The organism is Geodermatophilus arenarius, assembly GCF_042654585.1.
Taxonomy (GTDB): Bacteria; Actinomycetota; Actinomycetes; order Mycobacteriales; family Geodermatophilaceae; genus Geodermatophilus; species Geodermatophilus arenarius.
Genome location: NZ_JBHSGR010000007.1, coordinates 131789 through 155296 on the forward strand (window position 1 = coordinate 131789; position 23508 = coordinate 155296).

A 23508-nucleotide genomic window follows, 5' to 3' on the forward strand; every position below is an offset into this window, starting at 1 on the left:
GTGACGACGCGTGCCCTCCCCGGGCGAGCCCGGCCCCGCTCGCTGCGGGCGCGGCTGCTGTGGGTCTTCCTCGTCCCGCTGGCCCTCGTGCTCGTCGTGGTGGGGGTGGCGGCGACCGCCGCGGTCCGCGGTGAGCTGCTCGGTCAGGTCGACGACCGGCTGGCCGCCGCCGTGACCCGCTCGGCGCACGCGGACGGCGGCCCGAGCGCGCCCGGGTACGGCGATCCGGGGGGCGGGCCGGACTTCCTGCTCGTCCCCGGCCAGGGCGACGGCACGCTCGGCGCACGCGTCGTCGACGGCGCGGTGACCGAGGCCGCCGTCATCGGCAGGGAGGGCGACGGCGAGGCGCTGACCGCCGCGGAGGCCGCCGCGCTGGCCGGCGTCCCGGCCGACGGGGCCGCGCGCACCGTCGGCCTCGGCCCGCTGGGGGACTACCGGGTGGTCGCCTCGCCCGCCGGCGACGGCGAGGTGCTGGTCACCGGCCTGCCGCTGGCCTCGGCCGAGGCCGCGCTGGTCCGGCTGGTCGCCGTCGAGGTGGTCGCCGGGCTGCTGGGTCTGCTCGCCGCCGGCGTCGCCGGGGCGCTGGTGGTGGGCCGCACGCTGCGCCCCCTGCACCGGGTCGCCGCCACCGCCGGGCGGGTCGCCGCGCTGCCGCTGTCCAGCGGCGAGGTGCGGCTGCCCGACCGGGTGCCGGCCGCCGACACCGACCCGCGCACCGAGGTCGGCCGGGTGGGCGCGGCGCTCAACCGGCTGCTGGACTCGGTGGAGTCGGGCATCGCCGCGCGGCAGGCGTCGGAGACCCGGCTGCGCCGGTTCGTCGCCGACGCCGGCCACGAGCTGCGCACCCCGGTCACCTCCATCCGCGGCTACACCGAGCTGGTGCGCCGCCGCGGCGGGCTGCCCGAGGACGCCGACGCCTCGCTGCGCCGGGTGGAGGCCGAGGCGGTGCGCATGTCCGGCCTGGTCGACGACCTGCTGCTGCTCGCCCGCCTCGACGCCGGCCGCGAGCTCACCGTCGGCACCGTGGACCTCACCGGGCTGGTCGTGGACGCCGTCAGCGACGCGCACGCCGCCGGCCCCGGGCACCGCTGGCGGGTGGACCTGCCCGGCGCGGCCGTGCTCGTCCCCGGCGACGCCGCCCGGCTGCACCAGGTGCTGGCCAACCTGCTGGCCAACGTCCGCACGCACACCCCGGCCGGGACGACGGCGACCACCCGGCTGCGCGCCGAGGACGGCACCGCGGTGCTCGAGGTCGCCGACGACGGCCCGGGCGTGCCCGCCGACCTGCGGGCCGGGGTCTTCGAGCGGTTCGCCCGCGGCGACTCCGCGCGCTCGCGGGCCTCCGGCAGCACCGGCCTCGGGCTGGCGATCGTCGCGGCCGTGGTGGCCGGGCACGGCGGCACCGTCGGCGTGGCCGGCCGGCCCGGGCGGACGGTGTTCACGGTGCGGCTGCCCGGCGCCACCGTCACCGAGTTCGAGGACGACGACGCGCTCGAGGGAGCCGGCGGCGTCCGCGCATGACCAGCCGGCCTGATCGTGCTGCGTCCTGGCTCGGCGCCGACCGTGAGCCGGGACGCGCGGCGGTGAGCCAGGACGCCTCAGGCGGGGACCAGCCGGCGGCACTCCGGGCAGACGTCGTCGGAGCCGAGCCCGCGCCGGCCGTCCCACGCCCCCTGGACGACGGCGACCGGCGTCCCGCACGCGGCCACCCACGGCGGCGGCCCGTCGGCGGCCTCCCGCGGCACCGCGTGCGCCCGGCTGCTCTCCTGGTCCCGCCCGGCCGCGTGCCCGCCCGTCGCGCTCGTCACCGCCCCAGTCTCCCGGCCCGGCCCCGCCTCGCGGTGCCCGGCCTCGCGCTGCGGGGTGGGGCCGGGCACCGCGGGACGGGGTCGGGGCCGGCCGGCACCGGGGGCGGCGCGCGCCGTTCCCCTCCGGAAACCGGGCACGGCAGTCCATGCTGTCGCCCGTGACCGCCCCCTCGACGCCGCTGCCGTGGTTCCCCGCGGCCGAGGCGCCGGGCGGGCGCCGGGTCCCGCCGCCGGACGGGGCCGGGCAGGACCGGCTGGTCCTCGACCCCGCCGCGGTCTCCCTGGCCGGCCCCCGCGGCGCCGACCAGGACGCCGGGTCCGCCGGTCCCGCGCTGCTCGCGGTCGCCGGCGGCGTGGGCGGCGGGCGGGGCGGGGCCACCGCGGCCCGCCTGGTCGTCGAGGAGGTGGTCGCCCGCGCGGCCGCCGCCCGCGCCGACCGCACCGGGGCCGCCCCGGACGCCGGCCTGGCCGCCGCCCTCGCCGCCGCCGCCGCCGCGGTGCGCGCGGCCGCCGCGGCCGACCCCGCGCTGACCGGCATGGCCACCACCTGCACCGCGGCCGAGCTCACCCGCGACGGCCGGCTGGTGGTCGCGCACGTCGGCGACAGCCGCGCCCACCTGATGCGCGCCGGCGTCCTCACCCGCCTCACCACCGACCACTCGCTGGTGCAGGCGCTGGTCGACTCCGGCGACATGACCCCCGAGGAGGCCGCCGCCTCGCCGATGCGCTCGGTGCTGCTGCGCGCCCTCGGCGGCTCGGCCGACCCCGGCCGGGCCGACCTGATCGCCGTCCGCGCCGAGCCCGGCGACCGGCTGCTGCTGTGCTCCGACGGGCTGTCCGGCGTCGTCCCGGCCGCCACCCTGCAGCGCGTCCTCGCCGCCGAGCGGCGCCCCGCGGCCGCCGCCTCCCGGCTGGTCATGGCCGCGCTGGCGGCGGGCACCCGCGACGACGTGACCGCCGCCGTCGCCGACGTCACCCCCGCCGGGTGGGCCGGGTGCACCGTCCAGGTCACCGTCGGTGCGGCCGCCGGGACCGCGACCGGGACCGCCGCCGACTGAGGCCCGGCAGGGGCTTGCCCGGCCCGCGCGTCCGGGGGCAGGGTGTGGTGCACACCACATCCCGTGAGCCCGGGAGGTCCCCGTGCGCATCCCCCTCCAGGACAACGACCGGCCCGGCGGCCGCCGTGGGTAGGGACGTCGTCCCGGCGCCGGAGCCGCGCGAGGCGGCCCGGGTGCGCAACGTGGCCCTCGTCGGCCACGCCGGCGCCGGCAAGACGACCCTCGCCGAGGCGCTGCTCGTGGCCACCGGCGCCCTCGTGCGCGCCGGCCGGGTCGAGGACGGCACCACCTGCCTCGACAGCGACGACGTCGAGGTCCGCCAGCAGCGCTCGGTGACCCTCGGCGTGGCCACCGTCGAGCACGACGGCACCCGGATCACCCTGCTCGACACCCCCGGCAGCCCCGACTTCGTCGGCGAGCTGCGCGCCGGGCTGCGCGCCGCCGACGCCGCGCTGTTCGTCGTCTCCGCCGTCGGCGGCGTCGACGCGACCACCGTGCAGCTGTGGGAGGAGTGCGCCGCGGTCGGCATGCCGCGCGCCGTCGTCGTCACCCAGCTCGACCGCGCCCGGGCCGACGTCGAGGAGACCGTGCGGCTGTGCCGTACGGCGCTCGGGGAGGGGGTGTACCCGGTCCACCTCGTCGACCGGGCGCCCGACGGGACCGTGCGCGGCGTGGTCAACCTGCTCGAACCCGGCGCGCAGGCCCCCGACGCCGAGCGGCTCCGCAGCGAGCTGATCGAGGGGATCATCGGCGAGAGCGAGGACGAGGCGCTCATGGAGCGCTACCTCGCCGGTGACGAGCTGGTCCAGGGCGACCTGATGACCGACCTCGGCACCGCGGTCGCCCGCGGCCACTTCCACCCGGTGCTCTGCGCCGCCCCGCTGCAGGGCATCGGCCTCGACGCCCTGCTCTACCTGATCGTGCACGGCTTCCCGAGCCCCGCGGAGCACGGCTGCCCGCCGGTCACCCGCCCCGACGGCTCGAAGGCCCCGGCGCTGGCCTGTGACCCCGACGGCCCGCTGGTCGCCGAGGTGGTCAAGACGACGACCGACCCCTACCTCGGCCGGGTCTCCCTGCTGCGGGTCTTCTCCGGCACCCTCACCCCGGACACCCCGGTGCACGTCTCCGGGCACGGCGGCGCCGACCGCGGCCACCCCGACCACGACGCCGACGAGCGCATCGGCGCGGTGTCCTCCCCGCTCGGGTCGGCGCTGCGCCCGGTCGCCGCCTGCCCGGCCGGCGACGTCTGCGCCGTCGCCCGGCTGAACACCGCCGAGACCGGCGACACCCTGTCCGCGCCCGGCGACCCGCGGCTGGTGCCGCCCTGGGACCTGCCGGTGCCGCAGCACCCGGTCGCGGTCGAGGCCGCCTCCCGCGCCGACGAGGACCGGCTCGGGCCCGCGCTGGCCCGGCTGGCCGCCGAGGACCCGACGGTGCGCGTCGAGCGCTCCCGCGACACCGGGCAGCTGCTGCTGTGGTGCGTGGGAGAGGCCCACGGCGAGGTGCTGCTGGAGCGGCTGCGCACCCGGCACGGCGTCGCGGTGACCACCGTCCCGGTGCGGGTGCCGATGGTCGAGACCCTCGCCGCGCCGGCGAAGGCCACCGGGCGGCTGGTCAAGCAGTCCGGCGGCCACGGCCAGTACGCCGTCGTCGTGGTGGAGGCCGAGCCCGGGCCGCCGGGGTCGGGCATCACCTTCGAGCAGCGGGTGGTCGGCGGGGCGGTGCCCAGCCAGTACCACGGCAGCGTCGAGAAGGGCATCCGCGCGCAGTGCGCCAAGGGCGTCCACGACGACCGGCCGCTGGTCGACGTCGCCTTCGTCCTCGTCGACGGCAAGGCGCACTCGGTCGACTCCTCCGACGCGGCCTTCCAGTCCGCCGGGGCGCTGGCGGTCCGCGAGCTCACGGCCGCCGCGGGCACCAAGGTGCTCGAGCCGTGGTGCGAGGTCGAGGTGGTCGTGCCCGGCGAGCACGTCGGCGCGGTGATGAGCGACCTGTCCTCCCGCCGGGCCCGGGTCACCGGCAGCGACGCCGACCCCGACCGGGACCGCACCACCGTCCGCGCCGAGGTGCCCGAGGTGGAGCTGCTCGGCTACGCCGGCGCGCTGCGCTCGGTCAGCCACGGCACCGGCTCCTTCAGCCGGCGCCCGCTGGGCCACGAACCGGCTCCCGCCTCGCTGGTCGCCGTCCCGGCGTAGCCGCCGGCCCCCGGCCGGACGTCCCCGCCACGAGCCTGCGCGTGGCGGGGACGAGCGGGGTCCGTCGACTAGCCTCGGGCACGGTGTGCAGCGGGGTGGAGGAGCAGTGACGTCGTCGCAGGGGTCGTCGGCCGTCCCGGCGTCCCCGGGACCGGGGTCGATGGCGGGCGCGGTCGTGGGGCCGGACGCGGGTGTGGGCCGGGTGCCCGACCGCAACGAGCTGCCCGACCGGGTGTGGACCGTCCCCAACGCCCTGTCGGTGCTGCGGCTGCTCGGCGTGCCGCTGTTCCTCTGGCTGCTGCTGGGCCCGCACGAGGACGGCTGGGCCGTGGTCGTGCTCATGGTCTCCGGCGTCACCGACTGGGCCGACGGCAAGCTCGCCCGGGTGCTCGGCCAGTCCAGCCGCCTCGGCGCGCTGCTCGACCCGGCCGCCGACCGGCTCTACATCGTCGCCACGCTCGTCGCCTTCGTGTTCCGCGACGTCGTCCCGCTGTGGGTGGTCGCCGTGCTCGTCGGCCGCGAGGTGGTGCTCGGGCTGATGCTGCTGGTCCTGCGCTCCCACGGCTACGAGCCGCTGCAGGTGCACTACCTGGGCAAGGCGGCCACGTTCAACCTGCTCTACGCCTTCCCGCTGCTGCTGCTGGCCGACGACGCCACCGGCGCCTGGCTGGCCTGGGTCCAGCCGTTCGCCTACGCGTTCACCATCTGGGGCGGCGTGCTCTACGTGCTGGCCGGGGTGCTCTACGTCGTCCAGGTGGCCGGGATCGTCCGCGCCGAGCGGGCGCTGTCGCGGGGGACGGCCCGGTCCGGGGCGGGCGCGCCGGCCCACCCGGCGCCGTGACCGCGACCCGACCGACTCCCCGGCCGGCCCCGCCGGCCCGCGGCGGGGTGCGCTCCATGGGCGCCTCGCTGCTGGACCAGGTGCTCGCCGAGACCCTCGACCCCGCCTACGCCCGCGCTGCCGAGGCCCGTGCTGCCCGTGCTGCCGAGGCCCGCGCTGCGGGGGCCCGCGCCGCCGGCCCGGGGGACGCGCCGCCGCGCCGCCGCCGGCTGGGCGCGCTGGCGGTCGCGGTGACGATGGCGCTGGCCGGGCTGCTGTTCTCGGTGACCTACCACCAGGCCGCCGCGCGGGCCGCCGGGCAGGACGAGGTCCGCGCCCGGCTGGTCGAGGAGATCGGCACCCAGTCCGCCAGCACCGACGACCTCGCCGCCGAGCTGGAGGACCTGCGCGGCCGGGTCGCCGACGCCCGCGACGACGCGCTGGCCGCCAGCACCGTCGGCCGGCGGGCCATCGACGCCCTCGAGGCCGCCGAGCTCGCCGCCGGCCTCGACGCGGTGACCGGCCCCGGCCTGCTGGTCACCCTGGCCGACGCCGAGCCCGACGCCGACGCCGACCCGGTCGGCGGCACCGACGACGACGGCAGCGGCGACGTCCGCGACGGCGACCTGCAGCTGGTGGTCAACGCCCTGTGGTCCGCCGGCGCCGAGGCGGTGTCGATCAACGGCCAGCGGCTGGGCCCGACCACCGCCATCCGCTTCGCCGGGGAGGCGGTCCTCGTGGACTTCCGCCCGGTCACCAACCCCTACCGCGTCAGCGCCATCGGGGACCCGGACGAGCTCCGGGCCCGGTTCCTGGCCAGTCCCGAGGTCAACGCCCTGGCGGTCATCTCGGAGACCTACGGCCTGCGTTTCGAGTTCGCCCAGGAGGACGAGCTGTCCGTTCCCGCCGGGGGAGTCCCCGAGCTGCGTTCCGCCGTGCCCTTCGCCGGCACCCCGGCCGAGGCCGCCGCCGGCGGCACGGGGGACTGAGCGGTGATCCCCGTCATCGGCCTGGCCGTCGGCATCGCGCTCGGCCTCGTCCTCGACCCCACCGTCCCGCTGTGGCTGCAGCCCTACCTGCCGATCGCGGTGGTCGCCGCGCTCGACGCGGTGTTCGGCGGCGCCCGCGCCCGCCTCGACGGCATCTTCGACGCCAAGGTGTTCGTCATCTCGTTCGTGTCGAACGTCGTCGTCGCCGGGCTGATCGTCTTCCTCGGCGACCAGCTCGGCGTCGGCGCCCAGCTGTCCACGGCGGTCGTCGTCGTCCTCGGCATCCGCATCTTCGGCAACGCCGCGGCCATCCGCCGGCACCTGTTCCGGGCATGAGCGGCACCCCGCGTCCCGCCGGGGACGACCCCCGCCCGCCCGGCCCGGCCGACGCCGGGCCGGAGGTCGCCGACGCCGGCCCCGCCGAGGCCCCGGCCGCGGGGACCGCCGCGGCCGGCGAGGTCCCCGAGCCCGCCGACGACCTCCCCGAGCCCGCCGCGCGGCCCGCCGGGGAGCCGACCGCGGGGGAGCCGCCTGCGGGGGAGGACGCCGCCACCCCGGAGCGGGCCCCGGCCGCCCCGCGGCGCCCCCGGCAGCGCCTGGTCGCCGGCCTGCTGATCGGCGTCCTCACCCTGCTGCTCGGCTTCGCGATCGCGGTGCAGGTGCGCAGCACCGACACCGGCCAGGCGCTCGAGGGCGCCCGCGAGGAGGAGCTCGTCGCGATCCTCGACGACCTCGACCTCGAGGAGGAGCGGCTGCGCGCCCAGATCGCCGACCAGCGCAGCGCGCTGCGCGACCTGTCCGACACCGACAGCCGCTCGGCCGCCGCCCTCGAGGACGCCAACGAGCGCGCCGACGCCCTGGCCGTCCTCAACGGCACCGTCGCCGCCGAGGGGCCGGGCCTGGTCATGACCATCCGCGACCCCGAGGCGCAGGTGCGGGTCGCCGACCTGCTCGACGCGATCCAGGAGCTGCGCGGCGCCGGGGCGGAGACCATGCAGATCGACGGCGTGCGGGTCGGCGTCTCCACCGCCGTCACCGGCGTGCCGGGCGCCCTCCAGGTCGACGGACGGGCGGTGAGCGCCCCCTACGAGGTCGTCGTCATCGGCTCCCCGCAGGACCTGCAGACGGCGATGAGCATCCCCGGCGGCGTCGTGGACCGGGTCGGCCGGCAGGGCGGCAGCGTCGACATCGAGCAGCGCGACCGCGTCGTGGTGGACGCGTTGCGGCCGCTCGACGAGCCTCAATACGCTCAGCCCGACACCGACTGAGGACCCTCCTGCCCCCCACGCCTCGCTGGCGCTCGGCGCGGGCCCCTGCAGGAGGGCCACGGACCGACCTGGAGACGACACCGCATGAGCACGCCCGACGACCGCCGCTACACCGACCAGCACGAGTGGGCGCTCGTGCAGGGCAGCGGGGAGGCGGGCACGGTCGTCCGGGTCGGCATCACCGACCACGCGCAGGACGCGCTCGGCGACATCGTGTTCGTGCAGCTGCCCGAGGTGGGGGAGGAGGTCGGCCCCGGCAACCCGATCGGCGAGGTCGAGTCGACCAAGTCGGTGTCCGACGTCTACTCGCCCGTGGCCGGGACCGTCTCGGCGGTCAACGAGGCCCTCGGCGACGCCCCGGAGACCATCAACGCCGACCCCTACGGCACCGGCTGGCTGGTCGAGATCACCGTGGCCGGCGACGGCGGCGACCCCACCGCCGACCTGCTCGACGCGGCCGCCTACCAGGCGCTGGTCGACGCGTCCTGACCACCCCCCGGGCCGCCCGGGCGCCCGGGGACGATCACTATGCTGCCCCTGGGAACGGGCCCTCGACGGCCCCGTGGGACAGCTGTGACACCTCCCCGGCGTCCGGTTGACCCTCGGGACCACCGCTGGTTCCATGACCAACGGCCCGCCGTGCCCCGCACGGCGGCCGACCCGCGACGACACCGTCCGGTGCCGTCGTCCGCCGGCCGCCCGCGGCAGGACCCCATGCCCGCGGCGGTGCCCCCTGCACCGGAGGAGACAGACGTGCACTGCACTCGTTGTGGCCACGACAACCCCGAGGGCAGTCGCTTCTGCGCGCAGTGCGGCGCCGCCCTCTCCCAGGAGCGCGTCGGGGAGTCGACGAGCGTCATCCCCAAGGTCGGCGGCGAGGACACCGGCGACGTCCCGGAGGCCGCGGAGCCCTCGGCCGACGCGCACGCCGGGGCGGTCGAGTCCCTGCCCGCCGGGTCGGCGCTGCTCGTGGTCAAGCGCGGTCCCAACGCCGGCAGCCGCTTCCTGCTCGACCAGGACGTCACCACCGCCGGCCGGCACCCCGACAGCGACATCTTCCTCGACGACGTGACCGTCAGCCGCCGGCACGTGGAGTTCCACCGCGAGGGCGGCGGCTTCTCGGTGCACGACGTCGGCAGCCTCAACGGCACCTACGTCAACCGGGAGCCGGTCGACGTCGCGACCCTGTCCGGCGGCGACGAGGTGCAGATCGGCAAGTTCCGCCTCGTCTACCTGACCGGCCCGCGCACCGGCGAGCCCGCCGCCCGCTGACAGCGGGGCGCTGATCCCTTGCGTTCCGCGCCCGCCGGCGCGTCCGGGGACGGCGCGCCCGACGCCCGCACCCCCCGCCTGACCATCGGGGCGGTGCTGGGCGCCCTGCGCGACGACTTCCCCGACGTGACCATCAGCAAGATCCGGTTCCTCGAGGCCGAGGGCCTGGTCTCCCCGCAGCGGACGCCGTCGGGGTACCGGAAGTTCTCCCGGGCCGACGTCGACCGGCTGCGGTACGTGCTCACCGCCCAGCGGGACCACTACCTCCCGCTGCGGGTCATCAAGGAGCACCTGGACGCGCTGGACCGCGGGGAGCCGGTGCCGGACCCGGCCGCCCCGGCCGTGCCGGAGGAGCTCCGGCCGGACGGGGACGCCGCGGCGGCGTCCGGGCCGATGGAGGCCGCCGCGTTCGCCGCGGCGGCCGGGCTGACACCGGCCCAGCTGGGCGACTGCGTCCAGTTCGGGCTGCTCGTCCCCGACGCCGACGGGCGGCACCCGGCCGGCGACCTGCCGGTCGCGCGGGCGGCCGCGGGGCTGGCCCGGCACGGCATCGAGCCGCGCCACCTGCGGGTGTTCCGCACCGGCGCGGAACGGGAGGCCGCCCTGGTCGAGCAGCTGCTCGCGCCGGTGCTGCGCTCCCGCTCGGAGGACGCGCGGGCCCGCGCCACCGAGCAGCTGGCCGAGCTCGCGGCGCTGTCGGCGCAGTTGCACCGGGCGCTGCTGGAGGCGCGACTGCGCGACCTGTTGCGCCCGTGAGTCCGGCGTACGGTGGACCCAGCCGCCGGACCGGCCGTCCGTCACCGCGCACCGGCGCCTCCCCGTACCGCCGCAGCTGAGGAGCAACACCGTGCAGGAACTCAGAGTCGTCGGGGTCCGGGTCGAGCTGCCCGGCAACCAGCCGATCCTGCTGCTGAAGGAGACGCAGGGGGAGCGGTACCTGCCGATCTGGATCGGCGCGGTCGAGGCCGCCGCCATCGCGTTCGAGCAGCAGGGCGTGCGGCCCGCGCGGCCGATGACCCACGACCTGCTCCGCGAGGTCGTGCGCACCCTCGGCGCCACGCTCGAGGCGGTCAACATCACCGAGATGCGCGACGGCATCTACATCGCCGAGCTGGACTTCGGTGACGACCGGGTGGTCAGCGCCCGCCCGTCGGACGCCGTCGCCCTGGCCGTGCGCACCGGCGCCCCTATCTACGGCGCCGAGGAGCTGCTCGACGAGGTCGGGATCGAGATCCCCGACGAGCAGGAGGACGAGGTCGAGAAGTTCCGCGAGTTCCTCGACCAGATCTCGCCCGAGGACTTCGGCGCCGGTTCCGGCTCCGGCGGCGCCTGACGCCCGGTGGGCGCGGGACGCCGCCGGGGAGCGGCGTCCCGGCTGCCGCGCGTGCACCCACGGGACGGGTGGGACCCCGTGTGCCTCGCTCGTCACACCAGTCACAGAACGCTGGAGTCCGGCGCGGAGCTGCCGATACCACTCTCTCGGGGTGAGTGGGGCGACACGCCGCCCGCGTCAGTTGACCGCCCTGGGGGCCCGGCTTACGGTCGCGGACAACACCGGTGTGACCCGTGGGGAAGCGGGAGCACTCCGGGACGCTCCGCCGCGCCCGTGGCGGGACTCGAAGGAGGACGCTGACGTGAGCGACCAGAGCGAGGGCTCCCAGGGTCAGCTCTTCAGCGACGCCGCCGTGGGGGCGACGGACTACGACGAGGTCGACACCGACCTCGTCGGGTACCGCGGCCCGACGGCGTGTGCCGCCGCCGGGATCACCTACCGCCAGCTGGACTACTGGGCCCGTACCGGTCTGGTCGCCCCCTCGGTGCGCAGCGCCACCGGGTCGGGGACACAGCGGCTGTACTCGTTCCGCGACATCCTGGTGCTGAAGGTGGTCAAGCGGCTGCTCGACACGGGGGTGTCGCTGCAGAACATCCGCAAGGCCGTCGACCACCTGCGCAACCGCGGGATCAAGGACCTCGCCAACGTCACGCTGTTCTCCGACGGGGCGACGGTCTACGAGTGCACCTCGGCCGAGGAGGTCGTCGACCTGCTCGCCGGCGGGCAGGGCGTCTTCGGCATCGCGGTGTCCGGCGCGCTGCGCGAGCTGTCCGGCGAGCTGGCCGAGCTGCCCGCGGAGCGGCTGGACGGCGCGCCGCTGCACGCGGCCGACGACGAGCTGGCCCTGCGCCGCCGTCGCCGCGCCCAGACCGCGTAGCCGACCCGCACGTCCGGGAGGGGCGTCCCACACCCCGCGGGACGCCCCTCCCGCGCGTCCGGGGGAACGCCCCGCCCGGCGGCCGTGGGCGGTCCGCCGTTCCCGCGCGGGAGGCGCTGGTAGCGTCGTGGCAGTGGCGGACGCTGCTCACTCCCTCCCGTCGTTGCGCTCCCTGAGCCCCGCGGGTTCCTTCGCCGGCCGGCACATCGGCCCCCGGGCGGACGAGACCGCCGCGATGCTCGAGGCCGTCGGCCACGACTCGCTGCAGTCGCTGGTCGACGCCACCGTCCCCGAGGCGGTGCGCGACCGCGACGAGCTCTCGCTGCCCCCGGCCGCCGACGAGGCCACCGTGCTCGCCGAGCTGCGCGAGCGGGCCGCGGCCAACCAGGTCACCGTCCCGATGATCGGGCTGGGCTACTCCGGCACGGTCACCCCGGCGGTCATCCAGCGCAACGTGCTGGAGAACCCCGCCTGGTACACCGCCTACACGCCCTACCAGCCCGAGATCAGCCAGGGCCGGCTCGAGGCGCTGCTGAACTTCCAGACGATGGTCGCCGACCTCACCGGCCTGCCCGTCGCCGGCGCGTCGATGCTGGACGAGGCCACCGCCGCGGCCGAGGCGATGACGCTGGTGCGCCGCGCCGGGCGCGCGAAGCCCGACGCGGTGTTCGTCGTCGACGCCGACACGCTGCCGCAGACCCTCGCGGTGCTGCAGACCCGCGCCGAGCCGCTGGGCATCCGGCTGCACGTCGCCGACCTGTCCGCCGGCTGGCCGGCCGACCTGCCCGAGGCCGGCGCGTTCGGCGTGCTGGTGTCCTACCCGGGCGCCAGCGGCGCGGTCCGCGACCACCGGGCGCTGGCCGACGCCGCGCACGCCGCCGGCGCGGCCGTCGTCGTCGCCGCCGACGTCCTGGCGCTCACCCTGCTCGAGGCGCCGGGCGAGTGGGGTGCCGACGTCGCCTGCGGCAGCACGCAGCGCTTCGGGGTCCCGCTGGGCTACGGCGGCCCGCACGCCGGCTACCTGTCGGTGCGCGAGGGCCTGGCCCGGCAGCTGCCCGGGCGGCTGGTCGGGGTGTCGGTCGACGCCGACGGCGACGTCGCCTACCGGCTGGCGCTGCAGACCCGCGAGCAGCACATCCGCCGGGAGAAGGCGACCAGCAACATCTGCACCGCGCAGGTGCTGCTCGCCGTCATGGCCGGCGCCTACGCCGTCTACCACGGGGCCGAGGGGCTGACCGCGATCGCCGCCCGAGTGCACCGCAGCGCGCTGGCGCTGGCCGGGTGGCTGCGCGCCGGCGGCGTCGAGGTCGTCCACGACGCGTTCTTCGACACCGTGCAGGCCCGCGTCCCCGGCCGGGCCGACGAGGTGGTCGCCGCCGCCGCGGCCCGGCGGATCGACCTGCGCCGGGTCGACGCCGACACCGTCGCCGTCGCCTGCGACGAGACGACGACGCCGGAGGTGCTGCGCCGGGTGGCCGAGGCGTTCGGCGTCGCCGCGGACGGGTCCGCCCTCGACGACGACGGCCCGGACGCGCTGCCCGCCGCCCTGCGCCGGCGCACCCCGTTCCTCACCCACCCGGTCTTCTCCGCGCACCGCTCGGAGACGGCGATGATGCGCTACCTGCGCTCGCTGTCGGACAAGGACCTGGCGCTGGACCGCACGATGATCCCGCTGGGCTCGTGCACCATGAAGCTCAACTCCGCCGTCGAGATGGCCGCGATCACCTGGCCGGAGTTCGCCGGGCTGCACCCCTTCGCCCCGGCCGAGCGGGCGCGCGGCTACCGGCAGCTGATCGACGAGCTGTGCACCTGGCTGGCCGAGATCACCGGGTACGCCGCGGTGAGCGTGCAGCCCAACGCCGGCTCGCAGGGCGAGTTCGCCGGGCTGCTGGCGATCCGCGGCTACCACGCCTCCCGCGGCGAGTCGCACCGCGACGTCTGCCTCATCCCCAGCTCCGCGCACGGCACCAACGCCGCCAGCGCGGTGATGGCCGGGATGCGGGTGGTCGTGGTGGCCTGCGACGAGGCCGGCAACGTCGACGTCGCCGACCTGCGCGCCAAGATCGACCAGCACGCCGAGCGGCTGGCCGCCATCATGATCACCTACCCGTCGACGCACGGGGTGTTCGAGACCGAGGTCCGCGAGATCTGCGCCGCGGTGCACGACGCCGGCGGGCAGGTGTACGTCGACGGCGCCAACCTCAACGCGATGGTCGGGCTGGCGCGGCCGGGCCGGTTCGGCTCCGACGTCAGCCACCTCAACCTCCACAAGACCTTCTGCATCCCGCACGGCGGCGGCGGGCCCGGCGTCGGGCCGATCGGCGTCCGGGAGCACCTGGTGCCGTTCCTGCCGGGCCACCCGCTGGCCGACACCGGCGGCTCCGGCCCGGCCGTGTCGGCCGCGCCGTGGGGGTCGGCCGGGATCCTGCCGATCTCGTGGGCCTACCTGCGGCTGATGGGCCCCGACGGGCTGCGGCGGGCCACCGAGCACGCGGTGCTGGGCGCCAACTACCTCGCCGCCCGGCTGCGCGAGCACTTCCCGGTGCTCTACACCGGCGCGGGCGGGCTGGTCGCCCACGAGTGCATCCTCGACATCCGGCCGCTGACCCGGGCCACCGGCATCACCAACGACGACATCGCCAAGCGGCTGGTCGACTTCGGCTTCCACGCGCCGACGATGAGCTTCCCGGTGGCCGGCACGCTGATGGTCGAGCCGACCGAGAGCGAGGACAAGGCCGAGCTCGACCGGTTCGTCGAGGCGATGGTGACCATCCGCGGGGAGATCGAGCGGGTCGCGTCGGGGGAGTACGACAAGGCGGACAACCCGCTGCGCAACGCCCCGCACACGCTGAAGATGCTCGCCGGGGACTGGGACCGGCCCTATCCGCGCGGCGCGGCGGTGTTCCCGGTGCCCTCGCTGGTCACCCGCGGCTACCTGTCGCCGGTGCGCCGGATCGACCAGGCCTTCGGCGACCGCAACCTGGTCTGCTCCTGCCCGCCGCCGGAGGCCTTCGCCGAGCCGGAGCCGGCGCACGCGCCGCGGACGCACGTGCCCGACCGCGGCGAGGGCGCCCCCGACGACCTGGGCACCACCGCCGACGTGGTGGGCGCCCAGGCCTAGTCGGAGGACCCCGCCGCCGGGTCCCGGGCCTCGCACGCCCGGCCCGGGACCCGGCAGCGGGGCCGTCCCCTCACGTCACCGGGGTGCGGCCGGCGGCGGAGGCGATGCCCAGCCAGGTGTGCCGGTTGCCCGCCCAGCACCAGCCGACCTTCGCCGTGCCCCGCCGCTCGGGGCCGTCGCGGCCGGTGCCGTTGCTGATCCACAGCGCCGGGGTGCGGGCGTCCAGCGACCCGTCGGCCCGCCGCAGCCGGGAGCCGACGGTCATCGTGCAGGCGTTGCGCTCCAGCAGGTCCGGGCACTGCAGCAGCCAGGTCAGCCCCTCGGTCACCGTCAGCGGGGTCCGGCCGGCGGCGCGGATGCGGGGCAGCGACTCGTCCGGCGTGCAGTTGCGGAACCCGTCGCCGCGCTCGGGGGCGGAGAGGGCGTAGACGTCGGCGGGCGGGGCGGCGTCCTCCAGCGGGGCGAAGGCGTCGAGGTCGGTCAGGTCCACGACGACGAACACCGGCCGGTCCCGCCAGGACACCAGCTCCACCAGGGCGCCGGCCGGCAGCAGCGACGGCGCGAGGACGAGCAGGCCGTCGTCCGGGACGCCCGCCGCCAGCGCGCGCAGCTCGGTCGCCGACAGGCCCGCGCGCTCGTGGGCGCCGGCGGCGACCAGCCGCTCGGCCTGCTCGGCGGGGGCGGGGAGGGAGAGCAGGGCGGTCGGCACGGGGGCACCTCCGGCGACGGTGACGGACGGCGGACCAACGGCTCGGGGCGCGGTCCGGTTCCGACCCCTCGACGCCGTTCCCCGGCGAGGGGGACCATCACCGCATGGCGGGAAGGACGCGACGGGTGCGGCGGACGGCGTGCGCGGGGGTGCTGGCCTGCGGGGCGGCGCTGCTCGCGGCGTGCGGGGGGACCGGGGAGCAGACGGCCGGGCCCGAGGACGTGAGCCCGGCGGCGGCCACCGAGGAGGCCCCCGACCCCACCCCTGCCGAGGATCCCGGCACGCCCGGGGAGACGCCGGCCGCCGGCGACCTCGGGGACCGGCTGCTGCCCGCCGAGGCGTTCGGCCCGGACGCGTCCGTCGTCCGGCTCGGCGACGACGACGGCGACGGCGACGGCGACGGCTGGGGCTGGGGCCGGGGCTGGGGCGGCTGGCACGACCGCGACGACGACGGCGAGCACGACGGCCCGCCCGAGGGGGTGAGCGTGGAGCCCGCGGCGTGCGCCGACGTGCTGGAGGCGCTGCCGCAGCCCGCCGACGACGCGGCCGACCCGGTGGTCGCGGCGCAGGTCGCCCGCAGCGACGAGGTGCGCACCTACCAGGTGCTGGCCGAGTCGCCGGAGCTCGCCGGTCTGACGCTGCCGGTCGACGAGCTGCTGGGCGCCTGCTCGTCGGTGACGGTCAGTGCTCCGTGGGGCCTCGACGCCACGGTGCGGCTCGCGCCCCTGGACCTGCCCGCGGTCGGCGGCGAGAGCGCCGGCCTGCAGGTCACGGTCGAGGGGTGGGGCGACACGGTCACCAAGCTGGTCGGTGTCGCCGTCGACGGGTCGCGCGGGCTGCTCCTCGCGCAGTCCGCGGGGCCCGGGGACCCGGCGCCCGACACCGCGGCCTTCGCCGGCCTGTTCGGCGACGCCGGGGCGGCGGCCTTCGACTGAGCCCGCGAACGTCCGGGCGCCCGTCCCCGCGAGGGGACGGGCGCCCGGTCGTTCCGGCGGCTCCCGCTACGCGCGGACCAGCCCGGCGGTCCGCCACTGGTGGTGGTCGGCGACGGCGCTGCCGTCGGGGAGCAGCTCGCCGTCGTCGTCGAAGAGGACGACGCCGTTGCACAGCAGGCTCCAGCCCTGCTCCGGGTGGCTGCTCACGACGACCGCGAGGTCACGCGCGTCGGTGGCGGCGTCGGGGCAGGGGGTGGGGTGTACGCACATCGGGAGGACTCCGGATCGGGTCGGCGGCGGGACCGCCGACATCACTGAGGGTGAGTGTCCGGTGACCGGACGCCTCCGAGTGTGCGCCGACCCGGGGGCGGTGTCAGGTGACGAACCTCACCACCTGACCCGATCGGGTCGTCAGTCCTCGCCATGGCGACAACCGCGGCGGTGGGCGGACCATGCGCGCCACCCCGCCGGCCGTTCGACCGTTATCCCCAACTCAGCCACCGCGTGAGCGGTTCGGGACGGGCAGCCGTGAGGGGGAGGCGTCAGAGCTTGCGCAGCAGCACCCGGCGCACTGAGTGGTCGGCCGCCTTCTGCAGCACCAGCCGGGCGCGCGAGCGGGTGGGGGCGATGTTCTGCCGCAGGTTGGGGCCGTTGACCGCAGCCCAGATCGACAGCGCGGTGGCGCGGGCGTCGTCGTCGCTGAGGTCGGCGTAGCGGTGGAAGTAGGCGGAGGTGTCGGCGAAGGCGGTGCGCCGCAGGGCGAGGAACCGCTCGACGTACCACTGCTGGATGTCGGCCTCGGCGGCGTCGACGTAGACGGAGAAGTCGAAGAAGTCCGAGAGGAACACCTCCGGCACCCGGCCGTCGTCGCGGCGGCCGGCCTGCAGCACGTTGAGCCCCTCGAGCACGAGGACGTCGGGCCGGTCGACCACCTGCCGCCGGCCGGGCAGCACGTCGTAGGACTGGTGGGAGTAGACCGGCGCGCTGACCTCGCCGCGGCCGGACTTCACGTCGGACAGGAAGCGGATGAGCGCGCGCCGGTCGTAGCTCTCGGGGAAGCCCTTGCGGGCCATGAGGCCGCGGGCCTCGAGGACGGAGTTGGGCCACAGGAAGCCGTCGGTGGTGACCAGGTCGACCCGTGGGGAGCCGGGGGCGGCGGCCAGCAGGGTCTGCAGCAGCCGGGCGGTGGTGCTCTTGCCGACGGCGACGCTGCCGGCGACCGCGATGACGTAGGGGACCTTGGCGGTGGTGTCGCCGAGGAACCGGTTGCGCGCCGCCCACAGCCGTTGGCTGGCGGTGACGTGCAGGTTGAGCAGCTCGGCCAGGGGCAGGTAGACGGTGGCGACCTCGTCGAGGTCGATGCGGTCGCCCAGGCTGCGCAGCGCGCGCAGGTCGGCCTCGTCCAGGGGCAGCGTGCGGGTGGCGGCCAGCGACCGCCACGTGTCGCGGTCGAACGCCGCGTAGGGCGAGATCGAGGGGCGGGTCCCGGCCGTCACGGGTCCATCGTGCCGCCCGGGTGCGCGGCCCCTCGCCGCCGGGTCACCCGCCGGGGTGGGGGACGGGGCCCCGGGCGGCCTCGGGCGGCGCCGTCCCGGGTGTCCGCGTCTAGGGTGCCGGTGTGCCGACGCGTCCCGGGCTGCTCGACCGCGTCGAGCAGTACGCCGTCGCCGCGTCCCTGCCCGACGCCCCGCCGGTCGCCGCCGGCCCGCTCGAGGTCCCGATCGGCCCGCCCGCCTGGCCGTTCCCGGCCCGCCCGCGCCCGGGCACCCGCGAGGTCACCGGGGACGACGTCCGCGCCGCGGTCGCGCTGCAGGAGGAGGCGGGGCTGCCGGCCGCCGTCGAGTGGGTGGTCGAGCGGACGCCGACGCTGGGCGCCGCCGCCCGCGAGGCCGGGCTGCTGGTCACCGAGTTCCCGCTGCTGGTCGCCGACGAGCCGGTCGAGCTGCTGCTCCCGCACGGGGTGCGGCTGTACCTGGTCGGCGGCGAGGACCCGCGGCTGCCGCACTACCAGCACCTGCTGGAGAGCGGCTTCGCCCCCCACGTGGAGGGCGGCGCGGGGCTGCTGGACGACCCCGGCCCGCCGGACGAGGCGCGCACCGCCGTCCTGCGCGAGCGGGTGGCCACCGGGCGCACCGTGGTGATGGTCGCCGTCGAGGACGGCGAGCCGGTCGCCGTGGGCGCGCACCAGCCGGTCGACGTCGACGGCGCCGAGATCAGCGAGGTGGTCGGCGTGGCCAGCTCACCGCGCCGCCGCGGCCGCGGGGTGGGCGCGGCGCTGGCCTCGGCGCTGGTCGCGCAGGCCCGGGAGACCGCGGAGCTGGTGTTCCTCACCGCCGGGGACGACGACGTCGCCCGGGTGTACGAGCGGGTGGGCTTCGCCTGGCTCGGCTCGACCGGCGTCGCCGCCCGCCCGCCGGCCTGAGCCGCCGCGGGGCGCCCGGGGCGACTCCCGCCGGCCGAGATCCCCCGGGCCCCGGACGCCCCCGCGGGCGGCCGGCCGGTCCCGGACCGGTCAGTCCTGGACGTAGACGGGCACCAGCACGGCGCGCGCCAGCGTGTGGCCGAAGAGGTTGAAGCCGTGGAAGGCGGGGCTGGCGTCGTCGGGCACGCCCATGTCCTCGACGTCGAGGGCGTGCACCACGGTGAAGTAGCGGTGCGGGCCGTGACCGGCCGGGGGAGCGGCGCCGACGTAGCCGCGGAAGCCGGCGTCGTTGCGCAGCTGCCGGGCGCCCGCCGGAAGCCGCGCGCCGTCCCGGCTGCCGGCCCCGGCGGGCAGCTCGGTGACGTCGGCGGGGATGCCGGTGACGACCCAGTGCCAGAAGCCGGAGGCGGTGGGCGCGTCGGGGTCGTAGACGGTGACCGCGAACCCCTTGGTCTCCTCGGGGAAGCCGGACCAGGACAGCTGCGGGGAGTGGTCCTCGCCGCCGGCGCCCATGACGCCGCTCACGTGCGGCATCGGCAGCACCTCGCCGTCGGTGACGTCGGTGCTGGTGACGGTGAACGACGGGACGGGCGGCAGGAAGTCGTAGGGGCTCGGGGGCTGGGGCCGGTCGGCCATCGGGGTCCTCTCGTCGGGCGGACGGGGCGGCCTCTGCCGTCCCGGCGCCGACCCTAGGCAGCGGGTCCGCGCCGCGCGCCCCGGACGGGACGGGCCCCCGCGTGATCTCGACGGGTCGCCGGCGACCGGCCTGGGTAGCGTCCGCAGCGTGCTCGGACTCCCCGACGGCATCCGTGCCTGCCTCTTCGACATGGACGGCGTGCTCACCCGCACCGCCACCGTGCACATGGCCGCCTGGAAGCGGACCTTCGACGAGTTCCTCCGCGCACGGGAGCCGCAGGCGCCGGAGTTCACCCAGCTCGACTACAACCGCTACGTCGACGGCAAGCCGCGCGCCGACGGCGTCCGCGACTTCCTCGCCAGCCGCGGCGTCACGCTGCCCGAGGGCTCCCCGCAGGACCCGCCGGACGCGCCGACGGTGCACGGCATCGGCCGGCGCAAGAACGAGCTGCTGCTCGCCGAGCTCGAGGAGCACGGCGTCGAGGTCTACCCCGGGTCGATCGCCTACCTGCGCGCGGCCAAGGAGGCGGGCCTGCGCACCGCGGTGGTCACCGCCTCGGCCAACGGCGAGCAGGTCATCGCCGCCGGCGGCTTCGCCGACCTCATAGACGCCCGCGTCGACGGCGTGGTGACCGCGCGGGAGGGGCTGCGCGGCAAGCCCGCCCCCGACACGTTCCTGGCCGGCGCCCGCGCGCTGGGCGTCGAACCGTCGGCCGCCGCGGTGTTCGAGGACGCGCTGGCCGGCGTCGCGGCCGGGCGGGCGGGGCACTTCGGCTTCGTCGTCGGCGTCGACCGGGTCGGGCAGGCCGACGGGCTCAAGGAGAACGGCGCCGACGTCGTCGTGACCGACCTCGACCAGCTGCTGGAGGACCGCACGTGACCGAGGGGAGAGCGACCTTCCCGGTCGAGCCGTGGTCGCTGACCGAGATCGGCCTGGACCACTCGTCGCTGGGCGTGCACGAGTCGGTGTTCGCGCTCGCCAACGGGCACATCGGGCTGCGCGGCTCGTTCGAGGAGGGCGAGCCGGTCGTCGTCCCCGGCACCTACCTCAACGGCTTCTTCGAGGAGCGGCCGCTGCCCTACGCCGAGGCCGGCTACGGCTTCCCCGAGCAGGGGCAGACCGTCGTCAACGTGACCGACGGCAAGCTGGTCCGGCTGCTGGTGGGCGACACCCCGCTGGACCTGGACTACGGCGAGATCGTCGAGCACCGCCGGAGCCTGGACCTGCGCCGCGGCGTGCTGCGCCGGGTCACCGAGTGGCGCTCGCCCAACGGCCGCACGGTGCGGGTGACCAGCACCCGGCTGGTCTCGCTGCGCCGCCGCTCGATCGCCGCGATCGAGTACCAGGTCGAGTGCACCGACGACCGGGGCGACCTCTACATCGCGCTGCAGTCGGACCTGCTGGCCAACGAGCCGGTCGACAGCGGCAGCGAGGGCGACGACCCGCGCGCCGCGGCGGCGCTGCGCCGGCCGCTGGTCAACGAGCTCAGCGTCGCCCGGGGGCAGCGCGCGGTCATGGTGCACGCCACCCGGCGCAGCAGGCTGCGGATGGCCGCGGGGATGGACCACGTCGTCGACGTGCCCGACACCGCCACCGAGGACATGGAGGCCGGCGAGGACCTGGCCCGCTACACGCTGGCCGCGCGGCTGCCCGGCCGCGGGTCGGGCGTGAAGCTGGTCAAGTACCTCGCCTACGGCTGGTCCTCGCGGCGGTCCGCGGCGGCGCTGCGCGACCAGGTGGAGGGCGCGCTGGCCACGGCCAAGCTGGCCGGCTTCGCCCGGCTGGCCGACGAGCAGCGGCAGGTCCTCGACGAGTTCTGGGCGGGGGCCGACGTCGAGGTCGAGGGCGACGACGAGCTGCAGCAGGCCGTCCGGGTCGGTGTCTTCCACCTGCTGCAGGCGGGCCTGCGCGCCGAGCGGCAGCCCATCCCGGCCAAGGGGCTGACCGGCCCCGGCTACGACGGGCACACCTTCTGGGACACCGAGACCTACGTGCTGCCGGTGCTCACCTACATCGCCCCGCACGCCGCCCGCGACGCGCTGCACTGGCGGTACTCGACCCTGGACAAGGCCCGGGCGCGGGCCCGCGTGCTGGGCCTGCACGGCGCGGCCTTCCCGTGGCGGACGATCCGCGGCGAGGAGACCTCCGGGTACTGGCCGGCCGGGACGGCGGCCTTCCACATCAACGCCGACATCGCCGACGCCGTCGTCCGGTACCTGCACGCCACCGGGGACGAGGAGTTCGACCGCGACTTCGGCGCGGAGCTGCTGATCGAGACCGCCCGGCTGTGGGCGTCGCTCGGCCACTTCGACGAGGAGCACGGCTTCCGCATCGACGGCGTCACCGGGCCCGACGAGTACACCGCCGTGGTGGACAACAACGTCTACACGAACCTCATGGCGCAGCGGAACCTGCGCGAGGCGGCCGCGGCGGTCGACCGGCAGCCCGACGTCGCCGGCCGGCTGGAGGTCACCGAGGACGAGGTGGAGACCTGGCGGCGGGCCGCGCGGCTGATGGCCGTGCCCTACGACACCCGGCTGGGTGTGCACATGCAGTCCGACGCCTTCACCCACCACGAGGAGTGGGACTTCGCGAACACGCCGCCGCAGTGCTACCCGCTGCTGCTGCACTACCCGTACTTCGACATCTACCGCAAGCAGGTGGTCAAGCAGGCCGACCTGGTGATGGCCCTGCACCTGCGCGGGGACGCGTTCACCTTCGAGGAGAAGGTCGCCGACTTCGCCTACTACGAGGCCCGCACGGTGCGGGACTCCTCGCTGTCGGCCGCGCAGCAGGCGGTGGTGGCCGCCGAGACCGGGCACCTGGAGCTGGCCTACGACTACTGGGCGGAGGCCGCGCTCACCGACCTGCAGAACCTGCACGGCAACTCCGGGCACGGCCTGCACATCGCCTCGATGGCCGGCGGGTGGACGGTCGCCGTCGCCGGGTTCGGCGGCATGCGCGACCACGACGGGCACCTGCTGTTCGCGCCGCGGCTGCCCGAGCGGATCACCCGGCTGCGCTTCCGGCTGGCCTACCAGGGCCGCGTCCTGCAGGTCACCGTGACCAAGGAGCAGGCTACCTACCGGCTGCTCGACGGCGACCCGCTCGACGTGCACCACCACGGCCGCCGGGTGACCGTCGACCACGAGGACCTGGTGGTCGACGTCCCGCCGGCGCCCGACACGGGGAAGGTCGTCCAGCCGCACGGCGCCGAGCCGCGGCGGCGCAGCCCGTACTCCTCCCAGGGGCGCTAGAGGAGCAGCCACCGGACGGCGAGGCCGAGCGCGGCCAGGTCGACCAACAGGAACACGCCCACCCACAGCAGCGCGGGCAGCCGGGTGAGGCGGGCCAGCTGGTCGGCGTCGGAGTCCGGCGCGGCCCGCCGCCGGCGCGCGCCCTGCAGCTCGAGCACGGTGCGCGGCGCGGCCAGCAGCAGGAACCAGGTGACCGCGGCGGCGACGGCGGCCTGCCCGGCCGGTGGCAGCCACGCGGTGACGGCGGCCAGGCCCGCGCCGGTGACCAGCACCGCCCACAGGCCGTAGAGGTTGCGGATCTGCAGCAGCAGGAGCGCGAGCAGGGCCAGCAGCGCCCACAGCACCCCGACGGCGTGCCCGGCCGCGAGCAGCGCGGCGGCGCCCAGCCCGAACAGCCCCGGCCCGACGTAGCCGGCCGCGCAGGTGAGCACCATCCCCGCGCCGGTGGGCCGCCCCCGGGACACGGTGAGCCCCGAGGTGTCCGAGTGCAGCCGGATGCCGGCCAGCCGGCGGCCGGTGGCCAGCGCGGCCAGGCCGTGCGCGCCCTCGTGGGCGATGGTGACGACGGTCCGCGCCGGCCGCCACAGCGCGGGGGCGGCCACGACGAGCAGCGCGACGGCGGCGGCCCCGGCCAGGACCGTGGGCGGCAGGGGCGCCTCGGCCGTCACGCGGGTCCACAGGCGGTCGACGGCGTCCATCCCGGCGAGTCAACCGCACGCGGCCGGCAGGACCCCGGAGGCCGCCGGACCGCCGTGTCGCCCGTTATCCCCAACTAGTCGGCGCACCAGGCAGTGGTCCGGCCGGGGA

General features: G+C 76.9%; 23 protein-coding genes. 17 read left to right on the top strand and 6 right to left on the bottom strand.

Features of this window, described 5'->3' with window-relative positions; translation table 11 throughout:
- Positions 1–1521, top strand: a complete 1521-nt coding sequence (locus tag ACFO3M_RS08620; RefSeq protein WP_387988166.1) for a sensor histidine kinase — start codon at positions 1–3, stop codon at positions 1519–1521.
- 77 nt (positions 1522–1598) lie between these two features.
- Here ACFO3M_RS08620 and ACFO3M_RS08625 read toward each other — a convergent pair whose 3' ends face one another.
- Entirely contained in the window at positions 1599–1808 is a 210-nt protein-coding gene (locus tag ACFO3M_RS08625) for a hypothetical protein (protein WP_387988167.1), read from the bottom strand.
- A 158-nt stretch (positions 1809–1966) separates the two neighbouring features.
- Between ACFO3M_RS08625 and ACFO3M_RS08630 the strand changes: the two genes are divergently transcribed.
- From ACFO3M_RS08630 to gcvP, 12 genes are all read left to right on the top strand, one after another.
- Positions 1967–2866 carry a PP2C family protein-serine/threonine phosphatase gene (locus tag ACFO3M_RS08630; protein ID WP_387988168.1) on the top strand — a complete coding sequence of 300 codons (900 nt, stop codon included), beginning with the start codon at positions 1967–1969 and terminating at the stop codon, positions 2864–2866.
- A gap of 125 nt (positions 2867–2991) precedes the next feature.
- A complete protein-coding gene (locus ACFO3M_RS08635; RefSeq protein WP_387988169.1) occupies positions 2992–5061 on the top strand; it encodes an elongation factor G-like protein EF-G2 in 2070 nt (689 codons plus the stop codon).
- A 106-nt stretch (positions 5062–5167) separates the two neighbouring features.
- Positions 5168–5902: a CDP-alcohol phosphatidyltransferase family protein gene (locus ACFO3M_RS08640; RefSeq protein ID WP_387988170.1), complete on the top strand. Its 735-nt coding sequence runs from the start codon at positions 5168–5170 to the stop codon at positions 5900–5902.
- Between the two features lie 56 nt (positions 5903–5958).
- Positions 5959–6870, top strand: a complete 912-nt coding sequence (locus tag ACFO3M_RS08645) for a DUF881 domain-containing protein (protein WP_387988171.1) — start codon at positions 5959–5961, stop codon at positions 6868–6870.
- A gap of 3 nt (positions 6871–6873) precedes the next feature.
- Positions 6874–7206 carry a small basic family protein gene (locus tag ACFO3M_RS08650; RefSeq protein ID WP_387988172.1) on the top strand — a complete coding sequence of 111 codons (333 nt, stop codon included), beginning with the start codon at positions 6874–6876 and terminating at the stop codon, positions 7204–7206.
- On the top strand, positions 7203–8138 hold the full coding sequence (locus ACFO3M_RS08655; RefSeq protein WP_387988173.1) for a DUF881 domain-containing protein: 936 nt from the start codon (positions 7203–7205) through the stop codon (positions 8136–8138). Before ACFO3M_RS08650 ends, ACFO3M_RS08655 begins: the two co-directional genes overlap by 4 nt.
- A gap of 84 nt (positions 8139–8222) precedes the next feature.
- On the top strand, positions 8223–8627 hold the full coding sequence (gene gcvH, locus ACFO3M_RS08660; protein WP_387988174.1) for a glycine cleavage system protein GcvH: 405 nt from the start codon (positions 8223–8225) through the stop codon (positions 8625–8627).
- Between the two features lie 264 nt (positions 8628–8891).
- Complete coding sequence (gene odhI / locus ACFO3M_RS08665) at positions 8892–9410, top strand: oxoglutarate dehydrogenase inhibitor Odhl (RefSeq protein WP_387988175.1); 519 nt, start codon at positions 8892–8894, stop codon at positions 9408–9410.
- 18 nt (positions 9411–9428) lie between these two features.
- A complete protein-coding gene (ftsR, locus tag ACFO3M_RS08670) occupies positions 9429–10166 on the top strand; it encodes a transcriptional regulator FtsR (RefSeq protein ID WP_387988176.1) in 738 nt (245 codons plus the stop codon).
- Between the two features lie 91 nt (positions 10167–10257).
- On the top strand, positions 10258–10743 hold the full coding sequence (locus tag ACFO3M_RS08675) for a bifunctional nuclease family protein (RefSeq protein WP_387988177.1): 486 nt from the start codon (positions 10258–10260) through the stop codon (positions 10741–10743).
- Positions 10744–11044: 301 nt separating this feature from the next.
- A complete protein-coding gene (locus tag ACFO3M_RS08680; protein WP_456902460.1) occupies positions 11045–11620 on the top strand; it encodes a MerR family transcriptional regulator in 576 nt (191 codons plus the stop codon).
- A gap of 133 nt (positions 11621–11753) precedes the next feature.
- Positions 11754–14741 carry an aminomethyl-transferring glycine dehydrogenase gene (gcvP, locus tag ACFO3M_RS08685; RefSeq protein ID WP_387988178.1) on the top strand — a complete coding sequence of 996 codons (2988 nt, stop codon included), beginning with the start codon at positions 11754–11756 and terminating at the stop codon, positions 14739–14741.
- A gap of 70 nt (positions 14742–14811) precedes the next feature.
- On the opposite strand, the gene ACFO3M_RS08690 is transcribed toward gcvP, so the two are convergent.
- Entirely contained in the window at positions 14812–15450 is a 639-nt protein-coding gene (locus ACFO3M_RS08690) for a DUF5701 family protein (protein WP_387988179.1), read from the bottom strand.
- A 104-nt stretch (positions 15451–15554) separates the two neighbouring features.
- Here ACFO3M_RS08690 and ACFO3M_RS08695 point away from each other — a divergent pair, with 104 nt between their 5' ends.
- Positions 15555–16385 (top strand): hypothetical protein, encoded by an 831-nt coding sequence (locus ACFO3M_RS08695; RefSeq protein WP_387988180.1) that lies wholly within the window; start codon positions 15555–15557, stop codon positions 16383–16385.
- Positions 16386–16451: 66 nt separating this feature from the next.
- On the opposite strand, the gene ACFO3M_RS08700 is transcribed toward ACFO3M_RS08695, so the two are convergent.
- Positions 16452–16655, bottom strand: a complete 204-nt coding sequence (locus tag ACFO3M_RS08700) for a DUF5999 family protein (protein ID WP_387988181.1) — start codon at positions 16653–16655, stop codon at positions 16452–16454.
- 272 nt (positions 16656–16927) lie between these two features.
- On the bottom strand, positions 16928–17881 hold the full coding sequence (coaA, locus tag ACFO3M_RS08705; protein ID WP_387988182.1) for a type I pantothenate kinase: 954 nt from the start codon (positions 17879–17881) through the stop codon (positions 16928–16930).
- A 122-nt stretch (positions 17882–18003) separates the two neighbouring features.
- Between coaA and ACFO3M_RS08710 the strand changes: the two genes are divergently transcribed.
- Positions 18004–18807, top strand: a complete 804-nt coding sequence (locus tag ACFO3M_RS08710) for a GNAT family N-acetyltransferase (protein ID WP_387988183.1) — start codon at positions 18004–18006, stop codon at positions 18805–18807.
- A gap of 90 nt (positions 18808–18897) precedes the next feature.
- Here ACFO3M_RS08710 and ACFO3M_RS08715 read toward each other — a convergent pair whose 3' ends face one another.
- Positions 18898–19443, bottom strand: coding sequence for a YbhB/YbcL family Raf kinase inhibitor-like protein (locus ACFO3M_RS08715; protein WP_387988184.1), 546 nt, complete (start codon positions 19441–19443; stop codon positions 18898–18900).
- Between the two features lie 148 nt (positions 19444–19591).
- On the opposite strand from ACFO3M_RS08715, the gene ACFO3M_RS08720 reads away from it, so the two are divergent.
- Together ACFO3M_RS08720 and ACFO3M_RS08725 are read left to right on the top strand one after the other, a co-directional pair.
- Entirely contained in the window at positions 19592–20323 is a 732-nt protein-coding gene (locus ACFO3M_RS08720; RefSeq protein ID WP_387988185.1) for an HAD family hydrolase, read from the top strand.
- A complete protein-coding gene (locus ACFO3M_RS08725; RefSeq protein WP_387988186.1) occupies positions 20320–22701 on the top strand; it encodes a glycoside hydrolase family 65 protein in 2382 nt (793 codons plus the stop codon). The genes ACFO3M_RS08720 and ACFO3M_RS08725 overlap by 4 nt, the downstream gene beginning before the upstream one ends.
- Here the strand turns inward: ACFO3M_RS08725 and ACFO3M_RS08730 are convergent.
- Positions 22698–23399: a M50 family metallopeptidase gene (locus tag ACFO3M_RS08730; RefSeq protein WP_387988187.1), complete on the bottom strand. Its 702-nt coding sequence runs from the start codon at positions 23397–23399 to the stop codon at positions 22698–22700. The genes ACFO3M_RS08725 and ACFO3M_RS08730 overlap by 4 nt on opposite strands.
- Positions 23400–23508: the final 109 nt, after the last annotated feature.

Bases quoted from the DNA above. Each gene is read 5' to 3' on its own strand.
- ACFO3M_RS08645 (WP_387988171.1), top strand. From the start codon at position 5,959: ATGGGCGCCTCGCTGCTGGACCAGGTGCTCGCCGAGACCCTCGACCCC.
- ACFO3M_RS08655 (WP_387988173.1), top strand. From the start codon at position 7,203: ATGAGCGGCACCCCGCGTCCCGCCGGGGACGACCCCCGCCCGCCCGGC.
- gcvH (WP_387988174.1), top strand. From the start codon at position 8,223: ATGAGCACGCCCGACGACCGCCGCTACACCGACCAGCACGAGTGGGCG.
- ACFO3M_RS08695 (WP_387988180.1), top strand. From the start codon at position 15,555: ATGGCGGGAAGGACGCGACGGGTGCGGCGGACGGCGTGCGCGGGGGTG.
- ACFO3M_RS08700 (WP_387988181.1), bottom strand. From the start codon at position 16,655: ATGTGCGTACACCCCACCCCCTGCCCCGACGCCGCCACCGACGCGCGT.
- ACFO3M_RS08715 (WP_387988184.1), bottom strand. From the start codon at position 19,443: ATGGCCGACCGGCCCCAGCCCCCGAGCCCCTACGACTTCCTGCCGCCC.
- ACFO3M_RS08730 (WP_387988187.1), bottom strand. From the start codon at position 23,399: ATGGACGCCGTCGACCGCCTGTGGACCCGCGTGACGGCCGAGGCGCCC.